Here is a 20,271-nt window from a genome sequence, read left to right on the forward strand (position 1 = left end):
CACAGCCATGGAGCGGCCCGGCGTCACGCACCCCCCCGAGGGCACCCGGCCACGCACGACGGCGGCCCTCCCCATGGGTGGGGAGGGCCGCCGTCGTCGGTGGTCGCCTGCAGGCGGCCTGTGCGCGCCGGGAGCGCCGCGGGCTAGCTCTCGCCGCCGGCGTTGCCCGTGGTGCCGGCGTTCACGTCGAGCAGGCGGTACCGCTCGAACGCCTGGCGCGGGGCGTCGGCGTCGACCTCGCCGCGGCGGGCGAGCATCTGCAGGGCCCGCACCACGACGGAGTGCGCGTCGATGTGGAAGTACCGCCGCGCGGCCGCCCGGGTGTCGGCGAAGCCGAAGTCGTCCGCGCCGAGGGTCGCGAACTCGTTCGGGAGGAACTGGCGGATCTGGTCCGGCACGGCCTTCATGTAGTCCGTGACGGCCACGATCGGTCCAGTCGCCCCGGCGAGCTGCTGGGTGACGAACGGGACGCGGGGCTCGTTCTCCGGGTGGAGGAAGGTCTCCTCCTCGGCGGCGAGACCGTCGCGGCGCAGCTCGCTCCAGCTCGTCACGCTCCACACATCGGCGGAGACGCCCCACTCGTCGGCCAGGATCTGCTGGGCCTCGAGGGCCCAGGGCACGGAGACCCCGGAAGCGAGGAGCTGCGTGCGCGGCCCGTCGATCTTCGCCGGGGCGAGCAGGTAGATGCCCTTGAGGAGGCCCTCGACGTCGAGCTCGTCGGGCTCGGCCGGCTGGACGATCGGCTCGTTGTAGACCGTGAGGTAGTACATGACGTTCGGCTGCGGGTGCTTCCCGCCGTACATGCGCTCGAGGCCGGCCTTGACGATGTGGCCGATCTCGTACCCGTAGGCCGGGTCGTAGGTCACGACCGCGGGGTTGGTCGAGGCGAGCAGGGGGGAGTGCCCGTCGGCGTGCTGGGTCCCCTCGCCCGTGAGCGTGGTGCGGCCGGCGGTGGCGCCGATGATGAACCCGCGCGCCATCTGGTCCGCCGCTGCCCAGATCCCATCGCCGGTGCGCTGGAAGCCGAACATCGAGTAGAAGACGTAGACCGGCACGAGTGTCTCGCCGTGCGTGGCGTAGGACGTCCCCGCCGCGGTGAACGCGGCGATCGAGCCGGCCTCGTTGATCCCGGCGTGCAGGATCTGGCCCTCGGGCGCCTCCTTGTAGGCCAGGACGAGGTCGCGGTCCACCGAGAGGTAGTTCTGCCCCTTGGGGTTGTAGATCTTCGCGGTGGGGAAGAACGCGTCCATGCCGAACGTGCGGGCCTCGTCCGGGACGATCGGCACGATGCGCTTGCCGAACTCCTTGTCCCGCATCAGGTCCTTGAGCAGCCGGACGAACGCCATCGTCGTTGCCGCCTGCTGCTTGCCCGAGCCGCGCTTGGCGACCTCGAACGACTTCTCGGCCGGCAGCGCGATGCCCTCGTGGGGGTCGCGACGCTCCGGCAGGAAGCCGCCCAGGGCCTTGCGCCGCTCCATCATGTACTGGATCTCCGGCGAGTCCTGGCCGGGGTGGTAGTAGGGCGGCTCGTACGGGTTGGCCTCGAGCTGCTCGTCCGAGATCGGGATGCGCAGGTGGTCGCGGAAGTCCTTGAGGTCTCCCAGCGTCATCTTCTTCATCTGGTGGGTCGCGTTGCGGCCCTCGAAGTGCGGGCCCAGGCCATAGCCCTTGACGGTCATGGCGAGCACGACGCTCGGCTTGCCCTTGAACTCGGTGGCCGCCTTGTAGGCCGCGTAGACCTTCCAATAGTCGTGGCCGCCGCGCTTGAGGTTCCAGATCTGCTCGTCGGTGTAGTCGGCGACGAGCTCCTTGGTCTCCGGGGTCTTGCCGAAGAAGTGGTCCCGGACGAATCCGCCGGACTCCGCCTTGTACGTCTGGTAGTCGCCGTCGAGCGTCTCGTTCATGATCTTGACGAGCTGGTTGTTGTCGTCGCGGGCGAGCAGCGAGTCCCACTCGCGGCCCCAGATGACCTTGATGACGTTCCAGCCGGCGCCGCGGAAGAAGGCCTCGAGCTCCTGGATGATCTTGCCGTTGCCGCGCACGGGCCCGTCGAGGCGCTGGAGGTTGCAGTTGACCACGAACGTGAGGTTGTCCAGGTTCTCGTTCGCGGCGAGCTGGAGCAGGCCGCGGGACTCGGGCTCGTCCATCTCCCCGTCGCCGAGGAACGCCCACACGTGCTGGTCCGAGGTGTCCTTGATCCCGCGGTTGTGGAGGTACCGGTTGGTCTGCGCCTGGTAGATGGCGTTCATGGGGCCGATGCCCATGGACACGGTGGGGAACTCCCAGAACTCCGGCATCATGCGCGGGTGCGGGTAGGAGGAGAGGGCGTGGCCCTCCTTGGACTTCTCCTGGCGGAACCCGTCGAGGTCCTCCTCGGTGAGGCGGCCCTCCATGAAGGCCCGGGCGTACATGCCGGGGGAGGCGTGGCCCTGGAAGAAGACCTGGTCGCCGCCGCCGGGGTGGTCCTTGCCGCGGAAGAAGTGGTTGAAGCCGACCTCGTACAGGGTGGCGGCGCCGGCGTAGGTGGAGATGTGGCCGCCGACCCCGATGCCGGGGCGCTGGGCCCGGTGGACCATGATCGCGGCGTTCCAGCGCATGTACGCGCGGTAGCGGCGCTCGAACTCCTCGTTGCCCGGGTACTCGGGCTCCTGGTCGGCCGGGATGGTGTTCACAAAGTCCGTGGTGGTGACCATCGGGACTCCGACACTGCGCGAACCGGCCCGCTGCAGGAGGCTGCGCATGATGTACTGCGCGCGCTCGGTGCCGTGTTCCTCGATCAGGGAGTCGAGCGACTCAACCCATTCGGCGGTCTCTTCGGGATCGCGGTCCGGCAGCTGATTCGTCAGGCCGCTGAGGATGTGCGAGGTTTCCTCTCCTACAGACACGTCCAAACCTCTCTTCGAGCCCGTAGGGCCGGAGCTGGTGGCAGCCGGATGCGGGCAGTCTCGTCGCGGTGCCCTGTGCGTGCAGGGCCGTTGGTACTGTGAGCGCCGCGCGTCCTGAGGGGTCTGCCGGGCGCCGGGCACTCAGATGCCACTCTAGCCGCGCGCGGGAAGGGACCGTTAGCCGGAGCCGGCGCCGCCCGGTCATCTTCGCGCGGGGACCGGCCCGCGCACCGCCGGGGCCGACCCGCGCGAGTGCTTCCGGCGACTTGTCCCGGGGAGGTCCAGCGGGCGCCGAACCCGCCCTGAACGGCCGCAATGGGGCCCCGCGGGGCGCGCCTGCCCGCGGCCCGTGCTTGAAGCTGGCGGCCAAACGTAGTTGGCTTATAGCTACGGCAGGGCTGTGTGCTGCGCCGCATCCTGCGGATGCGGCCCGCGCGGCCTGCCGGGACAGTGCCGAAGTGCACAGCAGAGACGAGGAGGAGACGACGTGGGCGAGACCGACACCGCCGCGGGCAGCAATGTGGCGGCGCGATTGGGTTTCAAGGACGGTGACCTGATCCAGGAGTTCGGCTACGACGAGGACGTGGACTTCGGTCTGCGCGAGGCGATCGAGGAGCAGGTCGGCTCCGACCTCCTCGACGAGGAGGACCACGACGTCGTCGACGGCGTGATCATCTGGTGGCGCGAGGACGACGGCGACCTCGTCGACATGCTCATGGACGCGCAGACCACCCTCAACGAGGCGGGCGTCGTCTGGCTCCTGACGCCCAAGCAGGGCCGTGACGGACACGTCCGCCCGATGGAGGTCCAGGAGTCGGCACCGACAGCCGGCCTGCACTCCACCTCGTCGGTGGGCGTCTCGAAGGACTGGAGCGCCACGCGCCTCGTGCGGAAGAAGCAGTGACCGCCGCACCGGCCGGCGCGCCCGCGGTGGGGGAGGCCGCGCCCGATTTCGAGCTGCCCAACCAGTACGGCGAGCCTGTCCGGCTCTCATCGTTCCGGGGCAGGCCCGTCGTCGTGATCTTCTTCCCGTTCGCGTTCTCGGGGATCTGCACGGGCGAGCTCTGCGAGGTGCGCGACGGCTGGGATGCCTTCGCCAAGGTCGACTGCGAGGTGCTCGCGATCTCCGTCGACAGCAAGTTCGCCCAGCGGGCGTACGCCGCGTCCGAGGGCTACGAGTTCTCGCTCCTTGCCGACTTCTGGCCGCACGGCGAGGTGGCGCAGCGCTACGGCGTCTTCGACGACCGGGACGGCATGGCGCTGCGGGGCACCTTCATCCTCGATGCCGAGGGCGTGGTGCGCTACCGCGTCATCAATCCCCGCGGCCAGGCCCGCGACATCGAGGAGTACCGCCGGGCGCTCGCCCAGATCACGGAGTCCACGGTCTCCTAGGTCTGCCGGCCGCCGTGCAGTCGGGCCGCAGTTCGCGGCCGCCCGGCCTCTGGGGTACTGTTGAACCCCGTCGGGCCGCCTCGCGGCCGGCATCGAGGGTCTTTAGCTCAGCTGGTAGAGCGCCACGCTTACACCGTGGATGTCATCGGTTCGATCCCGGTAGGACCCACCCTTCAGGCGCATCGCCTGCACCTCACCAGAACCCGCAGCCCTGCTCGGGGCTCCCGCGCGCCCGCCGCCCCAGCGGCCGGGCGGACGGCGGCGGCCCGCAGGGATGCGTCCGGACATGGAACGAGCCTCCCGCCGCGGCCATTGGGGGGGTTGCCGCGACGGGAGGCTCTGCAGACGAATATAAGGCGAAACCCGGGCGAATTCAAAACAGATGAGCAGAGTTCCGTCCCGGGAGCTTCGAGGCCTGCCGGCGCCAGACCTGTCCGGACCTCGGGGGCCGCAACTCGGCGGCATCTTCGGCAATCGCTTGCCAAAAGTGAGGCGCACCGAAATACGATGTCAAACGGAAGCCAGGGCCCGGTGCCTCAACTAGCCTTGGTCCTTGAGACCCCACGAAGAGACGGAGAGTACATGTCTGCACAGATCGGCGTCACCGGCCTTGCGGTGATGGGCGCCAACCTCGCCCGCAACCTCGCCCGCAACGGGTTCACCGTCGCGCTGCACAACCGGTCGGTCGAGAAGACGGACACCCTCCTGGCCAAGCACGGCGACGAGGGCGAGTTCGTGCGCACCGAGACGCTCCAGGAACTCGTGGACGCCCTCGAGAAGCCCCGCCGCGTGCTCATCATGGTCAAGGCCGGCGCGCCCGTGGACGCGGTCGTCGACCAGCTCGTGCCGCTCCTCGAGGAGGGGGACATCGTCATCGACGGCGGCAACTCCCACTATCAGGACACGCGCCGGCGGGAGGCCGCCCTCGCCGAGAAGGGGCTCCACTTCGTGGGCGTCGGAGTCTCCGGCGGGGAGGAGGGCGCGCTCAACGGCCCGTCCATCATGCCCGGCGGGTCCAAGGAGTCCTACGACGCGCTCGGCCCCCTCCTCGAGAAGATCTCCGCGAAGGCCGACGACGGCGCCCCCTGCTGCGCGTGGATCGGCACCGATGGCGCTGGCCACTTCGTGAAGATGGTGCACAACGGCATCGAGTACGCGGACATGCAGGTCATCGGCGAGGCGTACAGCCTCCTCCGCGGCGCCGCCGGAATCGAGCCCGCCGAGCAGGCTGCCATCTTCGAGGAGTGGAACAAGGGCGATCTGTCCTCCTTCCTCATCGAGATCACCGCGCAGGTGCTCGGACACGTCGACGCGAAGACGGGCAAGCCGTTCGTGGACGTGGTCGTGGACGCCGCGGGCCAGAAGGGGACGGGCCGCTGGACCGTCCAGTCCGCGCTCGACCTCGGTTCCCCGGTCTCGGGGATCGCCGAGTCCGTCTTCGCCCGCGGGATCTCCTCGCAGGCGGCCCAGAGGGAGATCGCCCAGACGACCCTCGCCGGCCACGAGGCCGAGGTCGCGCTCCCGGAGGGCTTCGTCGAGGACGTCCGCGAGGCCCTCTACGCGTCCAAGCTCGTCTCCTACGCGCAGGGCCTCGACATGCTCACGAGCGCCGCGAAGGAGTACGGCTGGGACCTCAAGCTCGACGAGATCGCCTCGCTGTGGCGGGCCGGGTGCATCATCCGCGCCGACCTGCTCAAGGTCATCATGGAGGCCTACAAGGGCGATCAGGCGCCGGCGAACCTCCTGTTCGCCCCGGCCTTCGTCGAGTCGGTCGGGAAGGCCGTCCCGGCCTGGCGCCGCGTCGTGGCGACGGCCGTCCAGCTCGGCATCCCGGTCCCCGTGTTCTCGTCCTCGCTCGCCTACTACGACGCCCTGCGGGCCAAGCGCCTCCCCGCCGCCGTGATCCAGGGCCAGCGCGACCTCTTCGGTGCGCACACGTACCGGCGCGTCGACGTCGAGGGCACCTTCCACACCCTCTGGGGCGAGGACCGTTCCGAGATTTCGGCGGTCGACACCCACTGACGGCACGCCCCCCGCTGATCGGGGAGCCACCTGCGGCATCACGACGGCGCCGCTCACCGCACGAGGTGAGCGGCGCCGTCGTGCGCGGGACAATGGGGCGGCGCGGCGGCGTCAGCCCTGCTGGCCGGGAGCGTGCGGCGGCCGCCCCGCATCGGAGCGGGGGCGGCGCAGCGTGAAGGTCTCGAAGGCCTCGAGGCCCCCGCCCACCCCGGTGACGTTGTAGTAGGTGACCGTCATCGTGGTGTCCCCGCCGGGCTTCCCGGGGTCGACCTCGAACGCGCCGAAGCCGTAGGAGTTCGCGGCGTCCCGCACGGCGGACCAGGCCGCCGGCTCGTGCACGTAGACGGGGACCCGGTGGTGCGTCGTCGGATCCGGCTGGTCCGAGACCGAGACGATGACCCGGCACTCGGGCGGGGTGAACAGGAGCTGGTTCGACGGAGCTGAGGTCCCCCCGCCGCCCAGGATCATGTGCACCGTGCCCTTGGTTGTGTCGATGGTCCGCGTGTCGGTGGCGGCCGGCACCGGGGTCATCGTCTGGTTCGCCTCGTGCCCGCGGATCGGGTGCGAGCGCTCGTAGTGGTGCTCGTGCCCGCACACCACGAGGTCGACGCCGTACTTGTCGAACAGCGGCACCCACTCCTGCCGGACGCCGAGGTCGGCGCCGTTGAAGTTGTTGGCGGTGCTGATCGCCACCTGGTGCATGCACACGACGATCCAGTCAACGTCACGGTCCGCGCGGGCCGCAGCGAGCTCCTTCTCGAGCCAGGCCTTCTGCGCACCGGCCGAGTAGCCGCGCACGTAGGAGTTGCCGCCGTCCTGGTAGCACACGTCGTCGTTCGCGACCGAGATGACCCGCACCGCGCCGACCGTGAAGCTGTACCACAGCCCGCGCGTCACGTCCGTCTGCCCCGAGGCTTCGGGAACCTGGAAGTACGTCTGGTAGGCCGCGTAGCCGATGGGACCGTTGCCGAGCTCGTTCTCGTGGTTGCCGGCCGAGGGCATCCACGGCCGGTTTCGGGCGCTACGGGAGTTGTTGGCCCAGAAGTCCCACCACGTGCGGATCCGGTCCGTGGCGAGGTTCGCGTAGCAGAGGTCTCCGTTGAAGAGGTGGAACATGGGCTGGACCCGCTCGACGCCGCCGGTCGTGTCGCCGGCGGCCGGGGAGCCGAGGTTGTCGTTGGTCCATGAGGTGCCCAGCTTCTTGCCGAGGGTGGGGGTGCCTTGGTCGCCGAAGCTCGTGAAGGTCACGCGGGCGCGGCCGCGCGGCCCGGTGGTGAAGGTGCCGAACTGCGGCGCGGCTCCGTCGTGGACCGCCGCGTAGAGGTAGCCGGTCGACGCGGCGAGCCCCGTCAGGACCGCGTGGTGGGCGTACACGGTCCGGCCGGACTTCGCGTCCACGTAGCTGCGGGTCGTCGCTCCGACCGCCTGGGTGAACGTGCCGTGCCCGTCGCCCAGGACCACCCGCGGGTCGCGGGCCGGCTGTAGCGTGTGCCACGAGACGACCATCTCGCGCGAGGCGTCCGAGCCGAACTGGAGGTGCAGGCCGTCGACCGTCGGGACGGCGGCCGGCTCGGACGCGGAGAGCGAGCCGGGGAGGTCCTTGTCCGACGCCGGGGCGGCCTGGGCCGGCGATGCGAAGCCGGCAGCCCCGGCGGCGGCGGCGAGGCCGGCGCCCACGAGCAGGCGCCGGCGGGTGACGGGGGAATTCTCAGGGGGGTTCGTCATGCGCCGAGCATGGCGCGCGCGGGTGCGGACTGGGCCAACCGCGCCTTAACGCGCGGTGGCCGTCCGGAGACGTTCGGGGGCGTCCGCGCACGACGACGGCGCCGCACCCCGCGCGGGGGAGCGGCGCCGTCGTGCGTGGTTGCGGCCTGCTCGCTCGGCAGCCCGGACGCGGGCTAGATGTAGTAGTACTCCGCCGGGTCCACGGCAGGCTTCGTCTCCTTCGCCGCGTCCCGGTGGCGCCAGGTCGCGGGCACGCCCGTGACGATCGAGTTGGGCGGCGCGTCCTTGACCACCACCGCGTTGGCGCCCACGGCGCTCCCGGCCCCGATGGTGATCGGCCCGAGGACCTTCGCGCCCGCGCCGATGGTCACGCCGTCCCCTATGTTGGGGTGCCGCTTGACCTTCGCGAGCGACCGCCCGCCCAGGGTGACCCCGTGGTACAGGAAGACGTCGTCGCCGATCTCGGCGGTCTCCCCGATCACCACACCCATCCCGTGGTCGATGAAGAACCTGCGCCCGATCGTCGCGCCGGGGTGGATCTCGATGCCGGTGAGGAAACGGCCGGCCTGGGAGATCAGGCGCGCCGGGAAGCGGAGTTCCTCGCGCTGCCACATCGCGTGGGTGAGGCGGTGGATCCAGATGGCGTGCAGCCCGGAGTACGCGAGGAAGTTCTCGACGTTGCCGCGGGCGGCAGGGTCGTGCGCCGCCGCGGACTGAAGGTCCTCCTTCAGCCGCGCCACCGTGCGTTTGATCAGAGACACAGGTTTCCTTCTGCCGAGCCCGGAGCCCGGGCCCCTAGCCGCGGATGTCGTCGTACAGGACAGTGGAGATGTAGCGCTCGCCGAAGTCGCACACGACGGCGACGATCAGCTTGCCCTTGTTCTCCGGACGCTTGGCGAGCTCGAGCGCACCCCAGACGATCGCGCCGGAGGAGATTCCGCCGAGGATGCCCTCCTGCGCGGCGAGCGCCCGGGCCACCTCGACGGAGTCCTCGAGGGTCGCGTCGAGCACCTCATCGTACACATTCGTGTCGAGGATCTCGGGCACGAAGTTCGCGCCCAGGCCCTGGATCTTGTGCGGGCCGGCCGGGCCGCCATTGAGGATGGCGGAGTCCTTCGGCTCGACGGCCACGACCTGCACACCCGGCTTGCGCTCCTTGAGCACCTGGCCGACGCCGGTGATGGTGCCGCCGGTGCCGATGCCGCTGACGAAGATGTCCACGCCGCCGTCGGTGTCGTTCCAGACCTCCTCGGCCGTGGTGGCCCGGTGGACCTCCGGGTTGGCCGGGTTCGCGAACTGCTGGGCCCAGATCGAGTTCTCGGTGTTGGCGACGATCTCCTGGGCCTTCTCGACGGCGCCGCGCATGCCGTCCGAGCCCGGGGTGAGCACGATCTCGGCGCCGTACGCGCGCAGGAGCACGCGGCGCTCGGTGGACATCGTCTCGGGCATCGTGAGGATCACCTTGTAGCCGCGGGCGGCGCCCACCATGGCCAGGGCGATGCCCGTGTTGCCGGAGGTGCCCTCCACGATCGTCCCGCCCGGCTTGAGCGCGCCCGCCTTCTCGGCAGCATCGATGATGGCCACGCCGATGCGGTCCTTGACACTGTTGGCCGGGTTGTAGAACTCGAGCTTGACCGCGACCTGGGCCTCCAGGCCTTCCGTGAGCCGGTTGAGCCGGACCAGGGGGGTGTTGCCGACCAGCTGCGTGACGTCGTCGTAGATGCGTGCCATGAGTCCTTAGCTTTCTGGAAATGGGCGTGACAGTCAGACCGTAGGGGCCGGCTGCGGCTTCAGCCTAGCCAGCGCGCCGAAGCGCGACTAGGAGGTCAGCCACCGCGAGTAATATTTTCTGGCCTTGGCGAGCTTGGGATTGATGATCACGCTGCAGTAGCCCGCGTCCGGGTTCTTCGCGTAGTAGTCCTGGTGGAAGTCCTCGGCGGGGTAGAACGTGCTCGCCCGGCTCACCTCGGTCACGATCGGGGCGTTCCACAGCGGCTGGTTGCGCTCGATCGCCCGCTCGAACAGGTCCTTCTCCTCGTCTGTCAGGTAGAACATCGACGAGCGGTACTGGGTGCCGACGTCGTAGCCCTGCCGGTTGGGCGTGGTCGGATCGTGCAGGACGAAGAACAGGTCCAGCACGGTCTCCTCTGGGATGACTTCCTCGTCGAACGTGACCGCGACGACCTCGGCGTGGCCCGTCATCCCTGAGCACACGCTGTAGTAGTCGGGGTCGGGGAAGTGGCCGCCGGTGTAGCCCGAGACCACGGAGGAGACGCCGCGGGTCTTCTGGTAGACCGCGTCGAGGCACCAGAAGCAGCCGCCGCCCAGAATGAAAGTCTTCATGCTGCCTACAATGTCCGCAGCCCGCGGAAGATTCCCGAGAGAGGACCTCGCCTCGTGACAGAGCAGAATGGCCCCGCCCCGCTGGAGGACGTGTCCACCCGCCCCAGCGCCGAGACCGGCGGCGACGAGGCCCCGGAGGGCACTCCCGGCGCCGCGCCAGCAGAGGGGGTGACGCTCGCCGACGTGCTCCTGGCCATCGAGGAGCTCTGGCCCGAGTCGCTCGCCGAGGGCTGGGACGCAGTCGGCCTCGTGACGGGGCGCCCCTCCCAGCCGGTGCGCAGGATCCTGTTCTGCGTCGACCCGGTCCTGGAGGTCATCGAGGAGGCCGCTGCCTGGGAGGCCGACCTCGTCGTGGCCCACCACCCGCTGCTGCTGCGCGGGGTCACGAGCGTCGCCGCGAACACCCCCAAGGGCCGCGCCGTGCACCGCCTCATCGAGTCGGGCACCGCGCTCGTGAGCGTCCACACGAACGGGGACTCCGCCGTGGGCGGCGTCTCCGACGTGCTCGCGGACGCGCTGGGGCTCGACGACGTCGCCCCGCTGACGAAGGCCGCCAACGGGCTGCCAGAGGAGGGGATCGGGCGCGTGGGAGACCTCGCCGAGATCACGAGCCTGGGCGACCTCGCCGGACGGCTCTTCGGCATCCTGCCGGCGGTGGCCGGCGGTGTCCGCGTCTCCGGCGACCGCGACGGGCTCGTGCGCCGCGTCGCGGTCTGCGGCGGCGCGGGGGACAGCATGTTCGACGCCGTCCGGGCGGCCGAGGCCGACGTCTACATCACCGCGGACCTGCGCCACCACCCCGCCTCCGAAGCGCGGGAGGCGTCCCCGGACGGGCGCCCCTACCTCATCGACGTCAGCCACTTCGCGAGCGAATGGCTGTGGCTCCCCGCCGCCGCGTCCGCGCTCGACAACGTCCTCACCGACCAGGGCCACAGCCTTGACATCAGGGTCTCGACGATCAACACCGATCCCTGGGACTTCATCCTCACCCCGGGCGAGGGATAGAGTCGCAGCCACCGGCCGCCTCCGCCCAGCTCCCCCGGGCAGCGGCCCCTAAGGAGGAACGATGCCCAAGGCCCCGGCCGCCGAACAGCTCAAGCTCCTCGGGCTGCAGGCCCTCGACGCGCGGCTGCGCTCCCTCGACGTGCGCCGCCGGAGCCTGCAGACGGACCCCCGGCTCGGCCCCGCGAAGGCGGCGCTCGAGCAGGCTTCCGCGGCGGTGCAGGACGCCGACCGGGCCGTGGCCGAGGCAGAGGCGGAGCTCGCCGGGATCGAGGCGAAGGTCTCCGAGGCCTCCACCCGGATCGCGCGGGACGAGGACCGCCTCTACGCGGGCGGACTGTCGAAGGACCTCGAGGCGCTCCAGAAGGACATCGCGGGCCTCCGCGCGCGCCAGAGCGACCTCGAGGACGCCGAGCTCGAGGTCCTCGAGAGGCTCGACGGGCTGCGCTCGGCGCAGGGCACGGCGGCCGAGGCCCTCGGCGATGCCCGCGGCGCGGGCGAGGAGCTCCGCGCAGAGCTCGACGCGGCGCTCGCGGAGATCGCCGCAGAGCGCGCCGCGGCGGCCGAGGAGCGGGCCGCGTACGTGCAGGGCATCGAGCCCGGGCTCGTGGGGATCTACGAGAAGACGCTGGCCAAGCGGGGAGTGGGCGCCGCGCGCCTCTTCCACGGCACCTCCGAGGGCTCCGGCATGGCGCTCAGCCCCGGGGACCTCGCCTCGATCCGGAACGCCGCCGAGGACGAGGTGGTGTTCTGCCCGGACTCCGGCTGCATCCTGGTCCGCTCGCCCGAGTGGGCCTGAGCGACGGTTCCTGCCCTCAGTCCCTGAGCACGAGTACGAGGGAGTGCGGACGGCGCGCCGTGCCCGGGACGAGTTCCGCCTCCCACTTCTCGCGCGCGACGGCGAGCAGGGCCTCGGGCGTCGACGGCGCCTTGCCTCGCCGCGTGAGCAGGTGCCGGACCAGGTCTCCCCGGTGGTGCTTCGCGAAATGGCTCACGACGCTGCGCTTCCCGTCCCGCTCCCTGACCACGTCCACCGTGACGGTCGCGGCCGGCGGGGGAGCATAGGCTGCGGCGTACGTGCTCGAGCGGCAGTCCACGACGAGCTCTCCGGCCGCGCGGTCCGCGAGGGCCTCGGCGAGGAGCGGCTTCCAGTACCCGGCGAGCCGCCCGAGCGCGGGCAGCGAGGCCGACATCGAGAGCCGGTACGCCGGGACCCTGTCCGCGAAGCCCACCGCGCCCCACAGGGCGGAGACGACCACGACCCACTCGTCGGCCCGGCGGCGCTGCGCCGGGGTCAGGCCCGCGTAGCCGAGGGCCTCGTACAGCACCCCCGAGTACACGGCGTGGGCCGGAGCCGCCGGTTCGGTCGCGAGCCGCCGGTTCCGCTCGACGTCGTGCGCGAGCGACGCCCCGACTCCGAGGACCGCGAGGGCATCCTCCCGCCCGCTCACCTCGGCGAGCGCCTCCATCGCCTCCTTGCGCGCCACCTCGAGCTGAGGGAAGCTCAGCGAGCCGAGGTCGACAGCGGGGCCGGAGGACGCGGGCGTCTTTCCCTCGGAGGGCGGAAGCAGGATGAGCACCACGGCATCGTACCCGGCGGGCGCGGCACGCGCAGCCGGCCCTCGGCCCTATAGACTGGGAGCTCGAGGACAGGTCGGCCGGGCGACCGCGGGGCTCTCTGGTGCATGCCAGGGCGCCGCGAGGAAAGTCCGGGCTCCGCAGGGCAGGGTGGTGGGTAACGCCCACTCGGGGAAACCCGCAGGCCAGTGCCACAGAGAACAGACCGCCGCGGACAGGCGCCTGGCGCCGCGCCCGCGGTAAGGGTGAAACGGCGGTGTAAGAGACCACCAGCTCCCCGGGTGACCGGGGAGGCTCGGTAAACCCCACCCGGAGCAAGGCCAGACAGGGCGCGTTCGAGGGCTGCCCGCCCGAGCGCCCGGGTAGGCCGCTCGAGGCCGCCGGCAACGGCGGTCCTAGATGGATGGTCGCCTCCCGCATCGGGGCAACCCGGCGCGGAGACAGAACCCGGCTCACAGGCCGGCCTGTCCTCACTTCGCGGCGGCGGGCAGAACCGAGAGCCTGTGAGTGACTTCACAGCCCTCCCGGTCCCGCCCCTGAGCCTCCGCACGTACACTGGAAATGAACGTAGAAGTTCTCCACGGGCCGGGCTCTGCGATCGCAGGACCGGCTCTTTTCATGCCCGCCGACCAAACCCCTGGACATCCACGGCGGGCATCGCACGACGGCGTGCGAGAAGCAGAGAAAGGCACCTGTGTGAGCACAACGACGGAAACCGCACTCGGCACATGGATCGGGCGCGAGGCCGCCGCGGAGGAGATGATCCCGGTCATCGGCCGGCTCTACCGGCAGAACAACGTGGTGACCTCGGTCCACGGCCGCAGCCTCATCAACCAGTCCGTGGTCGGACTGCTCAAGGCCCACCGCTGGGCGCGCCAGATCGACAGCGAGGAGCTTGCCCTCGAGGAGACGCTCCCGATCCTCAGGGCCCTCGACACGCTCGAGCTCGGTGCGGCCTCGATCGACATCGCACGCCTGAACGAGGCGTTCCGCGCCGAGGGGCAGGCCCTGGCGCTCGAGGACTTCCTGCGCGCCGAACTCTCCGAGATCGTGGGCAAGCACGGCGCCGACCCGCGCACGGGCACCGATGTGGTGCTCTACGGCTTCGGCCGCATCGGCCGCCTCGTCGCGCGCATCCTCATCGAGCACGCCGGCGGCGGCGCCGGCCTTCGCCTGCGCGCCATCGTGGTCCGCAAGGGCTCCGACAAGGACCTCGTCAAGCGCGCGAGCCTGCTGCGGCGCGACTCCGTGCACGGCGCCTTCGAGGGCACCATCACGGTCGACGAGGAGAACAGCACGATCCTCGCCAACGGCACCCTGATCCGGGTCATCTACTCGGACAGCCCCGCCACCGTCGACTACACGCAGTACGGCATCAACGATGCGATCGTGGTCGACAACACCGGCAAGTGGCGCGACGCGGAGGGCCTGGCCCAGCACCTGCAGAGCAAGGGCGTGGCCCGCGTGCTCCTGACCGCCCCGGGCAAGGGCGACCTGCCGAACATCGTGCACGGGATCAACCACACCTCGATCTCCGCCGACGACAGGATCGTCACGGCCGCCTCGTGCACGACCAACGCGATCACGCCGGTCCTGAAGGCCATCAACGACAAGTACGGGGTGGTCCACGGCCACGTCGAGACCGTGCACTCCTTCACGAACGACCAGAACCTCATCGACAACTTCCACAAGGGCGACCGCCGCGGCCGTGCCGCCGGGCTCAACATGGTGATCACCGAGACCGGTGCGGCCAAGGCCGTGGCGAAGGCCCTGCCCGAGCTGGCCGGCAAGCTCACCGGCAACGCGATCCGCGTCCCCACCCCGGACGTTTCGATGGCGGTGCTCAACCTCAGCCTCGAGAACGAGACCACCAAGGACGAGGTGAACGCGTACCTCCGTGAGATGTCGCTGCACTCCGACCTGCGCAAGCAGATCGACTACATCGACTCGCCCGAGGTCGTCTCGAGCGACTTCGTGGGCTCCCGCCGCGCCGGGATCGTCGACGGCCTCGCCACGATCTCGACCGGGAAGAACCTCGTGCTGTACGTCTGGTACGACAACGAGTTCGGCTACAGCTCGCAGGTGGTCCGCGTCCTCGAGGACATGGCCGGCGACCACGCCCCGTCGTTCCCCGTGCAGACCGCCGCCGACGAGTACACCCTGGCAACATCTCGGTAGCAATCGGCGGGGATGCTGGATTCGGCGTGTGTCCCGGGGGCAAGATGCCCCTATGGATGCAACAGAGCATGAGAGCACGCTCGAGCACGCGCTCGACGTGGCCAAGGCCAACGCCAAGCAGGCAAAGCTGCTCGTGGACCACGCGAAGGCGGCCCTCGCGCACGGGGACGTGACCCCCGAGCGCGTCGCCCAGCTGGAGGAGCTCCAGCGGGCGGCGGACGAGGACCTCCAGCGGGTGATCCGAGAGCAGTAGGACCGCCCCGACCCGATGCATGAAGGGCGCCGCACCCAGCTGGGTGCGGCGCCCTTCGCGTCCGTCAGACGGCCCTTGGGGGGCCGCGCCTCAGATGTGCTCGTGCACGTCGTGGTCGTGGTCATCGTGGCCGAACGGGTCCGGATCCACTCCGGGCATCCAGGTCAGGCCCGGCACGCCCCACCCGTGCTTCCGCGCGGCCCGCCGGGCCTTCTTCGCGTACCGGTCGATCAGGCGGTCGACGTAGAGCTTGCCGTCGAGGTGGTCGTACTCGTGCTGCATGACCCTGCCGAACCAGCCCGTCGCGACGAACTCGAGCGGTTGCCCCTCGCCGTCGAACCCCTCGACCTTGACCCAGTCGGCGCGCTGCAGCGGGTAGCCCTCTCCCGGGAACGAGAGGCAGCCTTCCTCGTCCTCCTCGGGGTCCGGTGCTGCGCCCGGAACCTTGGAGAGCGTCAGGCGCGGGTTGACGATCGCACCGCGGGGCGGAACCCCGTCGTCATTGGTGAACTTGTACACGAACACCCGAAGCCCGACCCCGATCTGCGGAGCGGCCAGGCCCACGCCGTGGGCGGCCTCGTTCGTCTCGTGCATGTCCTCGATCAGGGCGCGCAGGGCGTCGTCGAACTCCGTGACCTCGGAGGCGCGGCGGTGGAGCACAGGCTCCCCCCAGATGGTGATGGGACGGACGGCCACGGAGCGGCTCCTGTTCTGTGCCGGGGGCATTCGCCCGCACGGATCGTCGGGACGGCGGGGACAACGACGAGGCCGCCGGGGACAATCCCGGCGGCCTCGTGGTAGCCGGAGACCCGGCCTCTTCGGGGTGAGTAACGGGGCTCGAACCCGCGACCTTCTGGACCACAACCAGACGCTCTGCCAACTGAGCTATACCCACCGCGCACGCTGTCCGGGAAAGGGCCGAGCTGGCTCAGCCGTCCTTCCCCGTGAAAGCAACGAGAAATAGTCTACCTGCTCCGCGGCGGTGCTCATGACCAAAAAGGCCGGTCTGGCCTAACTTTTTTCCGCTGCCTCCGGGCTCGCGGGCGCCTCGGCCCCGGTCGCCCCCGAGGAGATCCGCTCCGCGGCCTCCCGGGCCGCCGCGGAGTCGGGGCCCGGCGCGGGGACGAACACCGTTTCCCGGTAGTAGCGCAGCTCGTCGATGGAATCGCGGATGTCGCCCAGGGCGCGATGGTTGCCGGTCTTGGGCGGGGACTGGAAGTAGGCCCGCGGGTACCAGCGCCGGGCCAGCTCCTTGATGGTCGAGACGTCGATGACCCGGTAGTGCAGGTACTCGATCACCTCAGGCATGTCCCGGGCCAGGAAGATCCGGTCGGTCCCCACCGAGTTGCCGCCGAGCTGGGCCTTGTTCGGCTCCTTGACCCAGGTGCGGATGTAGGCCATGACCTCCGCCTGGGCGGCCTCCATCGTCATGCCCCGGGGCAGCTCGTCGAGGAGCTTCGATTCGGTGTGCATGGCGCGGACGAAGTCCCCCATGCCGGCCAGGGCCTCGTCGGAGGGCTTGATGACGACGTCGACTCCGTCGCCGAGGACGTTGAGCTCTGAATCCGTGACGAGGACGGCCACCTCGATGAGGGCGTCGGCAACCGGGTCGAGGCCGGTCATCTCGCAGTCGATCCAGACGATGTGTTCGTTGCTGATGGGCACCCGCCCAGACTACCGCCAGCCGGGGCCCGTCTCCGGTTCCCGCCAGTCTCCGCGAGGGGGGCCGATGCTAGAATGAGCCTCTCCCGCACCGACCGAAGGGGTGACCCATGTCCTCACAGCGCCCTGCTCTGCCCGGGAGGATTCTCGAGCGGCTGGGATCCCTGTGGACGTCGGTTCCTCCGGCGGGCGTGAACCAGCCCCCGCACTGGGCGCTCGGCCAGGGATTCGTCGGCTCCCTCCTGATCGTGGTCGGCTCCTTCGGCGTCGGATGGCTCGCGGACGCCTCCCAGTTCAACCGCACGGCGCTCTTCATCACGCTGCGGACCGAGACGTGGGGCGTCACCGCCTGCATCATCGCGCTCGTGATCGGGGCCATGCTCCTCACCCGCTCCTGGCTGAGGCTCGGGCAGCGGCTGCGCCACTGGGGGCCCGGGACGATCCGCCCCACGGTCGCGGCCGTCCTGCTCTGGGGGCTGCCGCTCATGGCCGCCGTCCCCATCTACTCGCGGGATGTTTACGCGTATGTGGGACAGGGCAGGCTCATGGCGGCCGGCCTGAACCCCTACGACACCGGCATCTCGAGCCTGAACAACTGGCTCGAACTGGGCACGGACCCGTCCTGGGCCTCGACCCGCACCCCGTACGGGCCCTACTTCCTCTGGTTCGAACGCTGGATCGTGCAGCTCACCGGGGGCCAGCCGGACCTCTCCGTCCTGCTCTTCCGCGTCCTCGCGCTCGGCGGGGTCGCGCTGTGCGCGTACTACGGCTACCGCCTCGCCGAGCTCCACGGAGTGGACGGCGCGCGCGCCGTGTGGCTGACGGTGGCCAACCCGCTCTTCCTGATCTCCTGCATCGCGAGCGCCCACAACGAGGCGCTCATGATCGGCTTCGCCGTCGCCGGCGTCTACTACGCCGCGCGCGGCAACTGGCTCGCAGGGATCGCCCTCACGACCCTCTCCATCGGCGTCAAGCCGATCACCGCGGTGGTCCTGCCGTTCATCGGCCTCCTCTGGGCCGGCCCCCACGCCTCGTGGCCGCGCAAGTTCCTCTGCTGGGCCGGGACGGGGCTCATCTGCCTCGGCATGTTCGCCGTGAGCTCGCTCGTCTACGGCCTCGGATTCGGCTGGGTCAACGCCATCGTCGACCCGACGCCCGGGTTCATCGCCTACACGCCGTCGGGGTTCACGAGCAACATCGTGGCTGCCGTGCTCGGCGCAATGGGCCTCGACGGCGGACACGCCGCAGAGGTCTACCGCGGCGTGCTGAAATGGGCGGGGATCGCCCTGGCCGTCTGGCTCATCTTCCGCGGCGACGACCGGCAGGCGGTGCGCCGGCTGGGCCTGGCCTTCATGGCGATCGTGGTGCTCGGCCCGATCATCCAGCCGTGGTACGTCCTGTGGTTCTTCCCGTTCGTCGCAGTGACCGGGATCCGCGACGACTGGCAGGTCAAACTCTGGTACCTGACCGTGGTGTTCTTCGTGGTGTTCGGCGCCCAGGACCAGCTGCACGTGTTCGGGTTCGTGAACATCCCGCTCCCGCCCGATGCCCTCGCCGGGCTCGTGGCGCTGGCGTTCGTCGCCTACCTCGTGCTGCTCGATCCGAAGACCCGGCGCATCGTGTTCGAGCGTCCGCGTGAGCGGGGCAGCAGCCGGATCAGCCCGTTCTGACCGCCCGGCGGCGGGGCATGGCCCCGCCGCCGGGCGGCCGACGCCGACTGGGGCTTCGCGGCATCGGCCGCCGGTGCTATGCGGCGTCGGCCTCGCGCCCGTCGCGCGGGAGCGCCGCAGGCGCGCCACGCCGTCCGAGCCGGACCAGGCGGATCGCGGACCACACGAAGAGGACCACGAGCAGCACATTCCGCACGGTGAGGACGAGGGCCATGAGCGGGTTGTTGTGGCTGAGCGCATCGTAGAACAGCGGGTAGATGAAGTAGGTCGCGACCGCGATCCCGAGCAGGAGCCGCGCGGGCACCCGCCATGCGGCCCGGTCCTGCGCGATCCCGAGGGCGACCACCGGACCGAGCCAGACCATGAACTGCGGCGAGCCGACCTTGTTGAAGACGATGAACGCGCTCACCATGGCGAGCGCCCCGGCGAGCAGGAGCTCTGAGCGGTCCTCGTGCCCGCGCTTCTTCCCCTCGTGCAGGGCCCAGAAGATGGTCCCGGCGATGGCCGCGGCCACCACGACGAACAGCGGCTGCATGAGCGCCGACGCCACCGTCGACCCGGGCCCGTCCACCTGCATCGAGTTGATCTCGGTGTTCATGTACATGTGGGCGCCGCCGAGTCCGAGCACCGACATCCACAGCCACGGCGTCGTGAACGTGGCCTCGAGCTGCATTCCGCGCGAGCCCTGGGTGGTGAGGAAGTCGAGCAGGTGGCCGAGCACGCCGAGGGCCGCGGCGGCCGCGACGACGGCGGCGGTGACGAGCGCCGCGCCCACCATCACCTTCCAGCGGTCCCTGACCACGGCGAAGAGCGGCAGCAGGGCGGCGGCGGGCCAGATCTTCATCCAGGTGGCGAAGGCGAGGATGGCCGAGGCGGCGAACGGGCTCGCGACGCCGAGGCTCAGGCCCATGAGCACAATCGGCGCGGTCACGCCGTCGACCCGGGCGAAGCCCAGCAGGCCCATGAGCGTGATGAACACGAGCCACCACCAGCCCGCGCGCACGCCTTCGACCTTCCTGCCCCAGCCGCTGAGGATCCCGAGGGCGGCGCCGTTGAGCAGCGAGGTGAGCACCACCCACAGGATGAGGAAGGGGCCCGGGCCGGCCAGTCCGGAGATCCAGATCGGGAGGAGCCCGACCATCGGGTACACCCAGGGCGAGGGCTGCACGTTCTGGGGGAAGCCCTCGGCGGCCCAGGCACGGTAGATATTCGTGTCGCTGAAGGCCTGCCCCTGGAAGACGAAGATGGAGAGGTAGGCGAGGTACCCGAGGTGGACGGCGAGGTAGCCGGTCAGCAGGCCGGCGGGGGAGAGGAGCCACGCGGTGAGGCGGCGGGGCTGGGCGGTGCGGCTCTCGTCCGCGGGCTGGCTCTTGTCCGCGGGGCGGGCAGGCTGAATGGAAATGGCTGTTCTCCTCGCTACGGGCCGGCGGGCCGCACGGGGGCTCGCGACCGCCCGCAAGTCTACCAGCGGGCCCCGCCACCACCGGGGCGGCGACGGCCGGCTGATAGCATCGGGAGGACGTCATGCCGACGGGGAAGGCGCCCAGCGGGGCGCCTCCGT

17 protein-coding genes, 2 tRNA genes and 1 other RNA gene are annotated in these 20,271 nt (G+C 70.5%); 10 read left to right on the plus strand and 10 right to left on the minus strand.

What is annotated here, in order from left to right:
* Positions 1-143: 143 nt before the first annotated feature.
* A complete protein-coding gene (gene aceE / locus J2W21_RS06475) occupies positions 144-2,885 on the minus strand; it encodes a pyruvate dehydrogenase (acetyl-transferring), homodimeric type (RefSeq protein ID WP_307113680.1) in 2,742 nt (913 codons plus the stop codon).
* A 487-nt stretch (positions 2,886-3,372) separates the two neighbouring features.
* Here aceE and J2W21_RS06480 point away from each other — a divergent pair, with 487 nt between their 5' ends.
* The 4 genes from J2W21_RS06480 to gndA all read left to right on the plus strand — a co-directional run bounded on the left by J2W21_RS06480 (position 3,373) and on the right by gndA (position 6,299).
* On the plus strand, positions 3,373-3,789 hold the full coding sequence (locus J2W21_RS06480) for a DUF3052 domain-containing protein (protein ID WP_307113681.1): 417 nt from the start codon (positions 3,373-3,375) through the stop codon (positions 3,787-3,789).
* On the plus strand, positions 3,786-4,277 hold the full coding sequence (locus J2W21_RS06485) for a peroxiredoxin (RefSeq protein ID WP_307113682.1): 492 nt from the start codon (positions 3,786-3,788) through the stop codon (positions 4,275-4,277). Before J2W21_RS06480 ends, J2W21_RS06485 begins: the two co-directional genes overlap by 4 nt.
* A 96-nt stretch (positions 4,278-4,373) precedes the next feature.
* Positions 4,374-4,446 (plus strand) — tRNA-Val (locus J2W21_RS06490).
* A gap of 413 nt (positions 4,447-4,859) precedes the next feature.
* Entirely contained in the window at positions 4,860-6,299 is a 1,440-nt protein-coding gene (gndA, locus tag J2W21_RS06495) for an NADP-dependent phosphogluconate dehydrogenase (RefSeq protein ID WP_307113683.1), read from the plus strand.
* Between the two features lie 111 nt (positions 6,300-6,410).
* Here gndA and J2W21_RS06500 read toward each other — a convergent pair whose 3' ends face one another.
* From J2W21_RS06500 to msrA, 4 genes are all read right to left on the minus strand, one after another.
* Entirely contained in the window at positions 6,411-8,024 is a 1,614-nt protein-coding gene (locus tag J2W21_RS06500) for a purple acid phosphatase family protein (RefSeq protein WP_307113684.1), read from the minus strand.
* Between the two features lie 173 nt (positions 8,025-8,197).
* Positions 8,198-8,776 (minus strand): serine O-acetyltransferase EpsC, encoded by a 579-nt coding sequence (epsC, locus tag J2W21_RS06505; protein WP_307113971.1) that lies wholly within the window; start codon positions 8,774-8,776, stop codon positions 8,198-8,200.
* A 43-nt stretch (positions 8,777-8,819) separates the two neighbouring features.
* Entirely contained in the window at positions 8,820-9,755 is a 936-nt protein-coding gene (cysK, locus tag J2W21_RS06510) for a cysteine synthase A (protein WP_307113685.1), read from the minus strand.
* Between the two features lie 87 nt (positions 9,756-9,842).
* Entirely contained in the window at positions 9,843-10,367 is a 525-nt protein-coding gene (gene msrA / locus J2W21_RS06515) for a peptide-methionine (S)-S-oxide reductase MsrA (protein ID WP_307113686.1), read from the minus strand.
* Between the two features lie 168 nt (positions 10,368-10,535).
* Between msrA and J2W21_RS06520 the strand changes: the two genes are divergently transcribed.
* Positions 10,536-11,372: a Nif3-like dinuclear metal center hexameric protein gene (locus J2W21_RS06520; RefSeq protein WP_373423083.1), complete on the plus strand. Its 837-nt coding sequence runs from the start codon at positions 10,536-10,538 to the stop codon at positions 11,370-11,372.
* Positions 11,373-11,433: 61 nt separating this feature from the next.
* A complete protein-coding gene (locus tag J2W21_RS06525) occupies positions 11,434-12,168 on the plus strand; it encodes a zinc ribbon domain-containing protein (RefSeq protein WP_307113688.1) in 735 nt (244 codons plus the stop codon).
* A gap of 16 nt (positions 12,169-12,184) precedes the next feature.
* On the opposite strand, the gene J2W21_RS06530 is transcribed toward J2W21_RS06525, so the two are convergent.
* The gene (locus J2W21_RS06530) at positions 12,185-12,949 is read right to left on the minus strand and encodes a YaaA family protein (RefSeq protein WP_307113689.1); all 765 of its coding nucleotides are present in this window, start codon (positions 12,947-12,949) and stop codon (positions 12,185-12,187) included.
* 70 nt (positions 12,950-13,019) lie between these two features.
* Between J2W21_RS06530 and rnpB the strand changes: the two genes are divergently transcribed.
* The 3 genes from rnpB (at position 13,020) to J2W21_RS06545 (ending at position 15,378) form a co-directional block, all read left to right on the plus strand.
* Positions 13,020-13,418: RNase P RNA component class A (rnpB, locus tag J2W21_RS06535), an RNA gene on the plus strand.
* Positions 13,419-13,643: 225 nt separating this feature from the next.
* Positions 13,644-15,125: a glyceraldehyde-3-phosphate dehydrogenase gene (locus tag J2W21_RS06540; RefSeq protein ID WP_307113690.1), complete on the plus strand. Its 1,482-nt coding sequence runs from the start codon at positions 13,644-13,646 to the stop codon at positions 15,123-15,125.
* Positions 15,126-15,177: 52 nt separating this feature from the next.
* A complete protein-coding gene (locus tag J2W21_RS06545; protein ID WP_307113691.1) occupies positions 15,178-15,378 on the plus strand; it encodes a hypothetical protein in 201 nt (66 codons plus the stop codon).
* 90 nt (positions 15,379-15,468) lie between these two features.
* Here the strand turns inward: J2W21_RS06545 and def are convergent, their stop codons facing one another.
* The 3 genes from def to orn form a co-directional block, all read right to left on the minus strand.
* On the minus strand, positions 15,469-16,074 hold the full coding sequence (gene def / locus J2W21_RS06550; RefSeq protein ID WP_307113692.1) for a peptide deformylase: 606 nt from the start codon (positions 16,072-16,074) through the stop codon (positions 15,469-15,471).
* Positions 16,075-16,200: 126 nt separating this feature from the next.
* Positions 16,201-16,273: transfer RNA gene (locus tag J2W21_RS06555), tRNA-His, on the minus strand.
* Between the two features lie 116 nt (positions 16,274-16,389).
* On the minus strand, positions 16,390-17,043 hold the full coding sequence (gene orn, locus J2W21_RS06560; RefSeq protein WP_307113693.1) for an oligoribonuclease: 654 nt from the start codon (positions 17,041-17,043) through the stop codon (positions 16,390-16,392).
* 107 nt (positions 17,044-17,150) lie between these two features.
* Here orn and mptB point away from each other — a divergent pair, with 107 nt between their 5' ends.
* Complete coding sequence (gene mptB, locus J2W21_RS06565; RefSeq protein WP_307113694.1) at positions 17,151-18,710, plus strand: polyprenol phosphomannose-dependent alpha 1,6 mannosyltransferase MptB; 1,560 nt, start codon at positions 17,151-17,153, stop codon at positions 18,708-18,710.
* Positions 18,711-18,786: 76 nt separating this feature from the next.
* Here mptB and J2W21_RS06570 read toward each other — a convergent pair whose 3' ends face one another.
* A complete protein-coding gene (locus tag J2W21_RS06570; protein WP_373423084.1) occupies positions 18,787-20,106 on the minus strand; it encodes a glycosyltransferase 87 family protein in 1,320 nt (439 codons plus the stop codon).
* Between the last annotated feature and the right edge of the window lie 165 nt (positions 20,107-20,271).

This window comes from Sinomonas atrocyanea (genome assembly GCF_030811715.1).
Taxonomy (GTDB): domain Bacteria; phylum Actinomycetota; class Actinomycetes; order Actinomycetales; family Micrococcaceae; genus Sinomonas; species Sinomonas atrocyanea_A.

What these genes read in the sequence shown, in the direction of transcription:
- gndA (WP_307113683.1), top strand. Translation starts at nt 4,860, where the DNA reads ATGTCTGCACAGATCGGCGTCACCGGCCTTGCGGTGATGGGCGCCAAC.
- J2W21_RS06500 (WP_307113684.1), bottom strand. Translation starts at nt 8,024, where the DNA reads ATGACGAACCCCCCTGAGAATTCCCCCGTCACCCGCCGGCGCCTGCTC.
- cysK (WP_307113685.1), bottom strand. Translation starts at nt 9,755, where the DNA reads ATGGCACGCATCTACGACGACGTCACGCAGCTGGTCGGCAACACCCCC.
- msrA (WP_307113686.1), bottom strand. Translation starts at nt 10,367, where the DNA reads ATGAAGACTTTCATTCTGGGCGGCGGCTGCTTCTGGTGCCTCGACGCG.
- J2W21_RS06525 (WP_307113688.1), top strand. Translation starts at nt 11,434, where the DNA reads ATGCCCAAGGCCCCGGCCGCCGAACAGCTCAAGCTCCTCGGGCTGCAG.
- J2W21_RS06545 (WP_307113691.1), top strand. Translation starts at nt 15,178, where the DNA reads ATGGATGCAACAGAGCATGAGAGCACGCTCGAGCACGCGCTCGACGTG.
- mptB (WP_307113694.1), top strand. Translation starts at nt 17,151, where the DNA reads ATGTCCTCACAGCGCCCTGCTCTGCCCGGGAGGATTCTCGAGCGGCTG.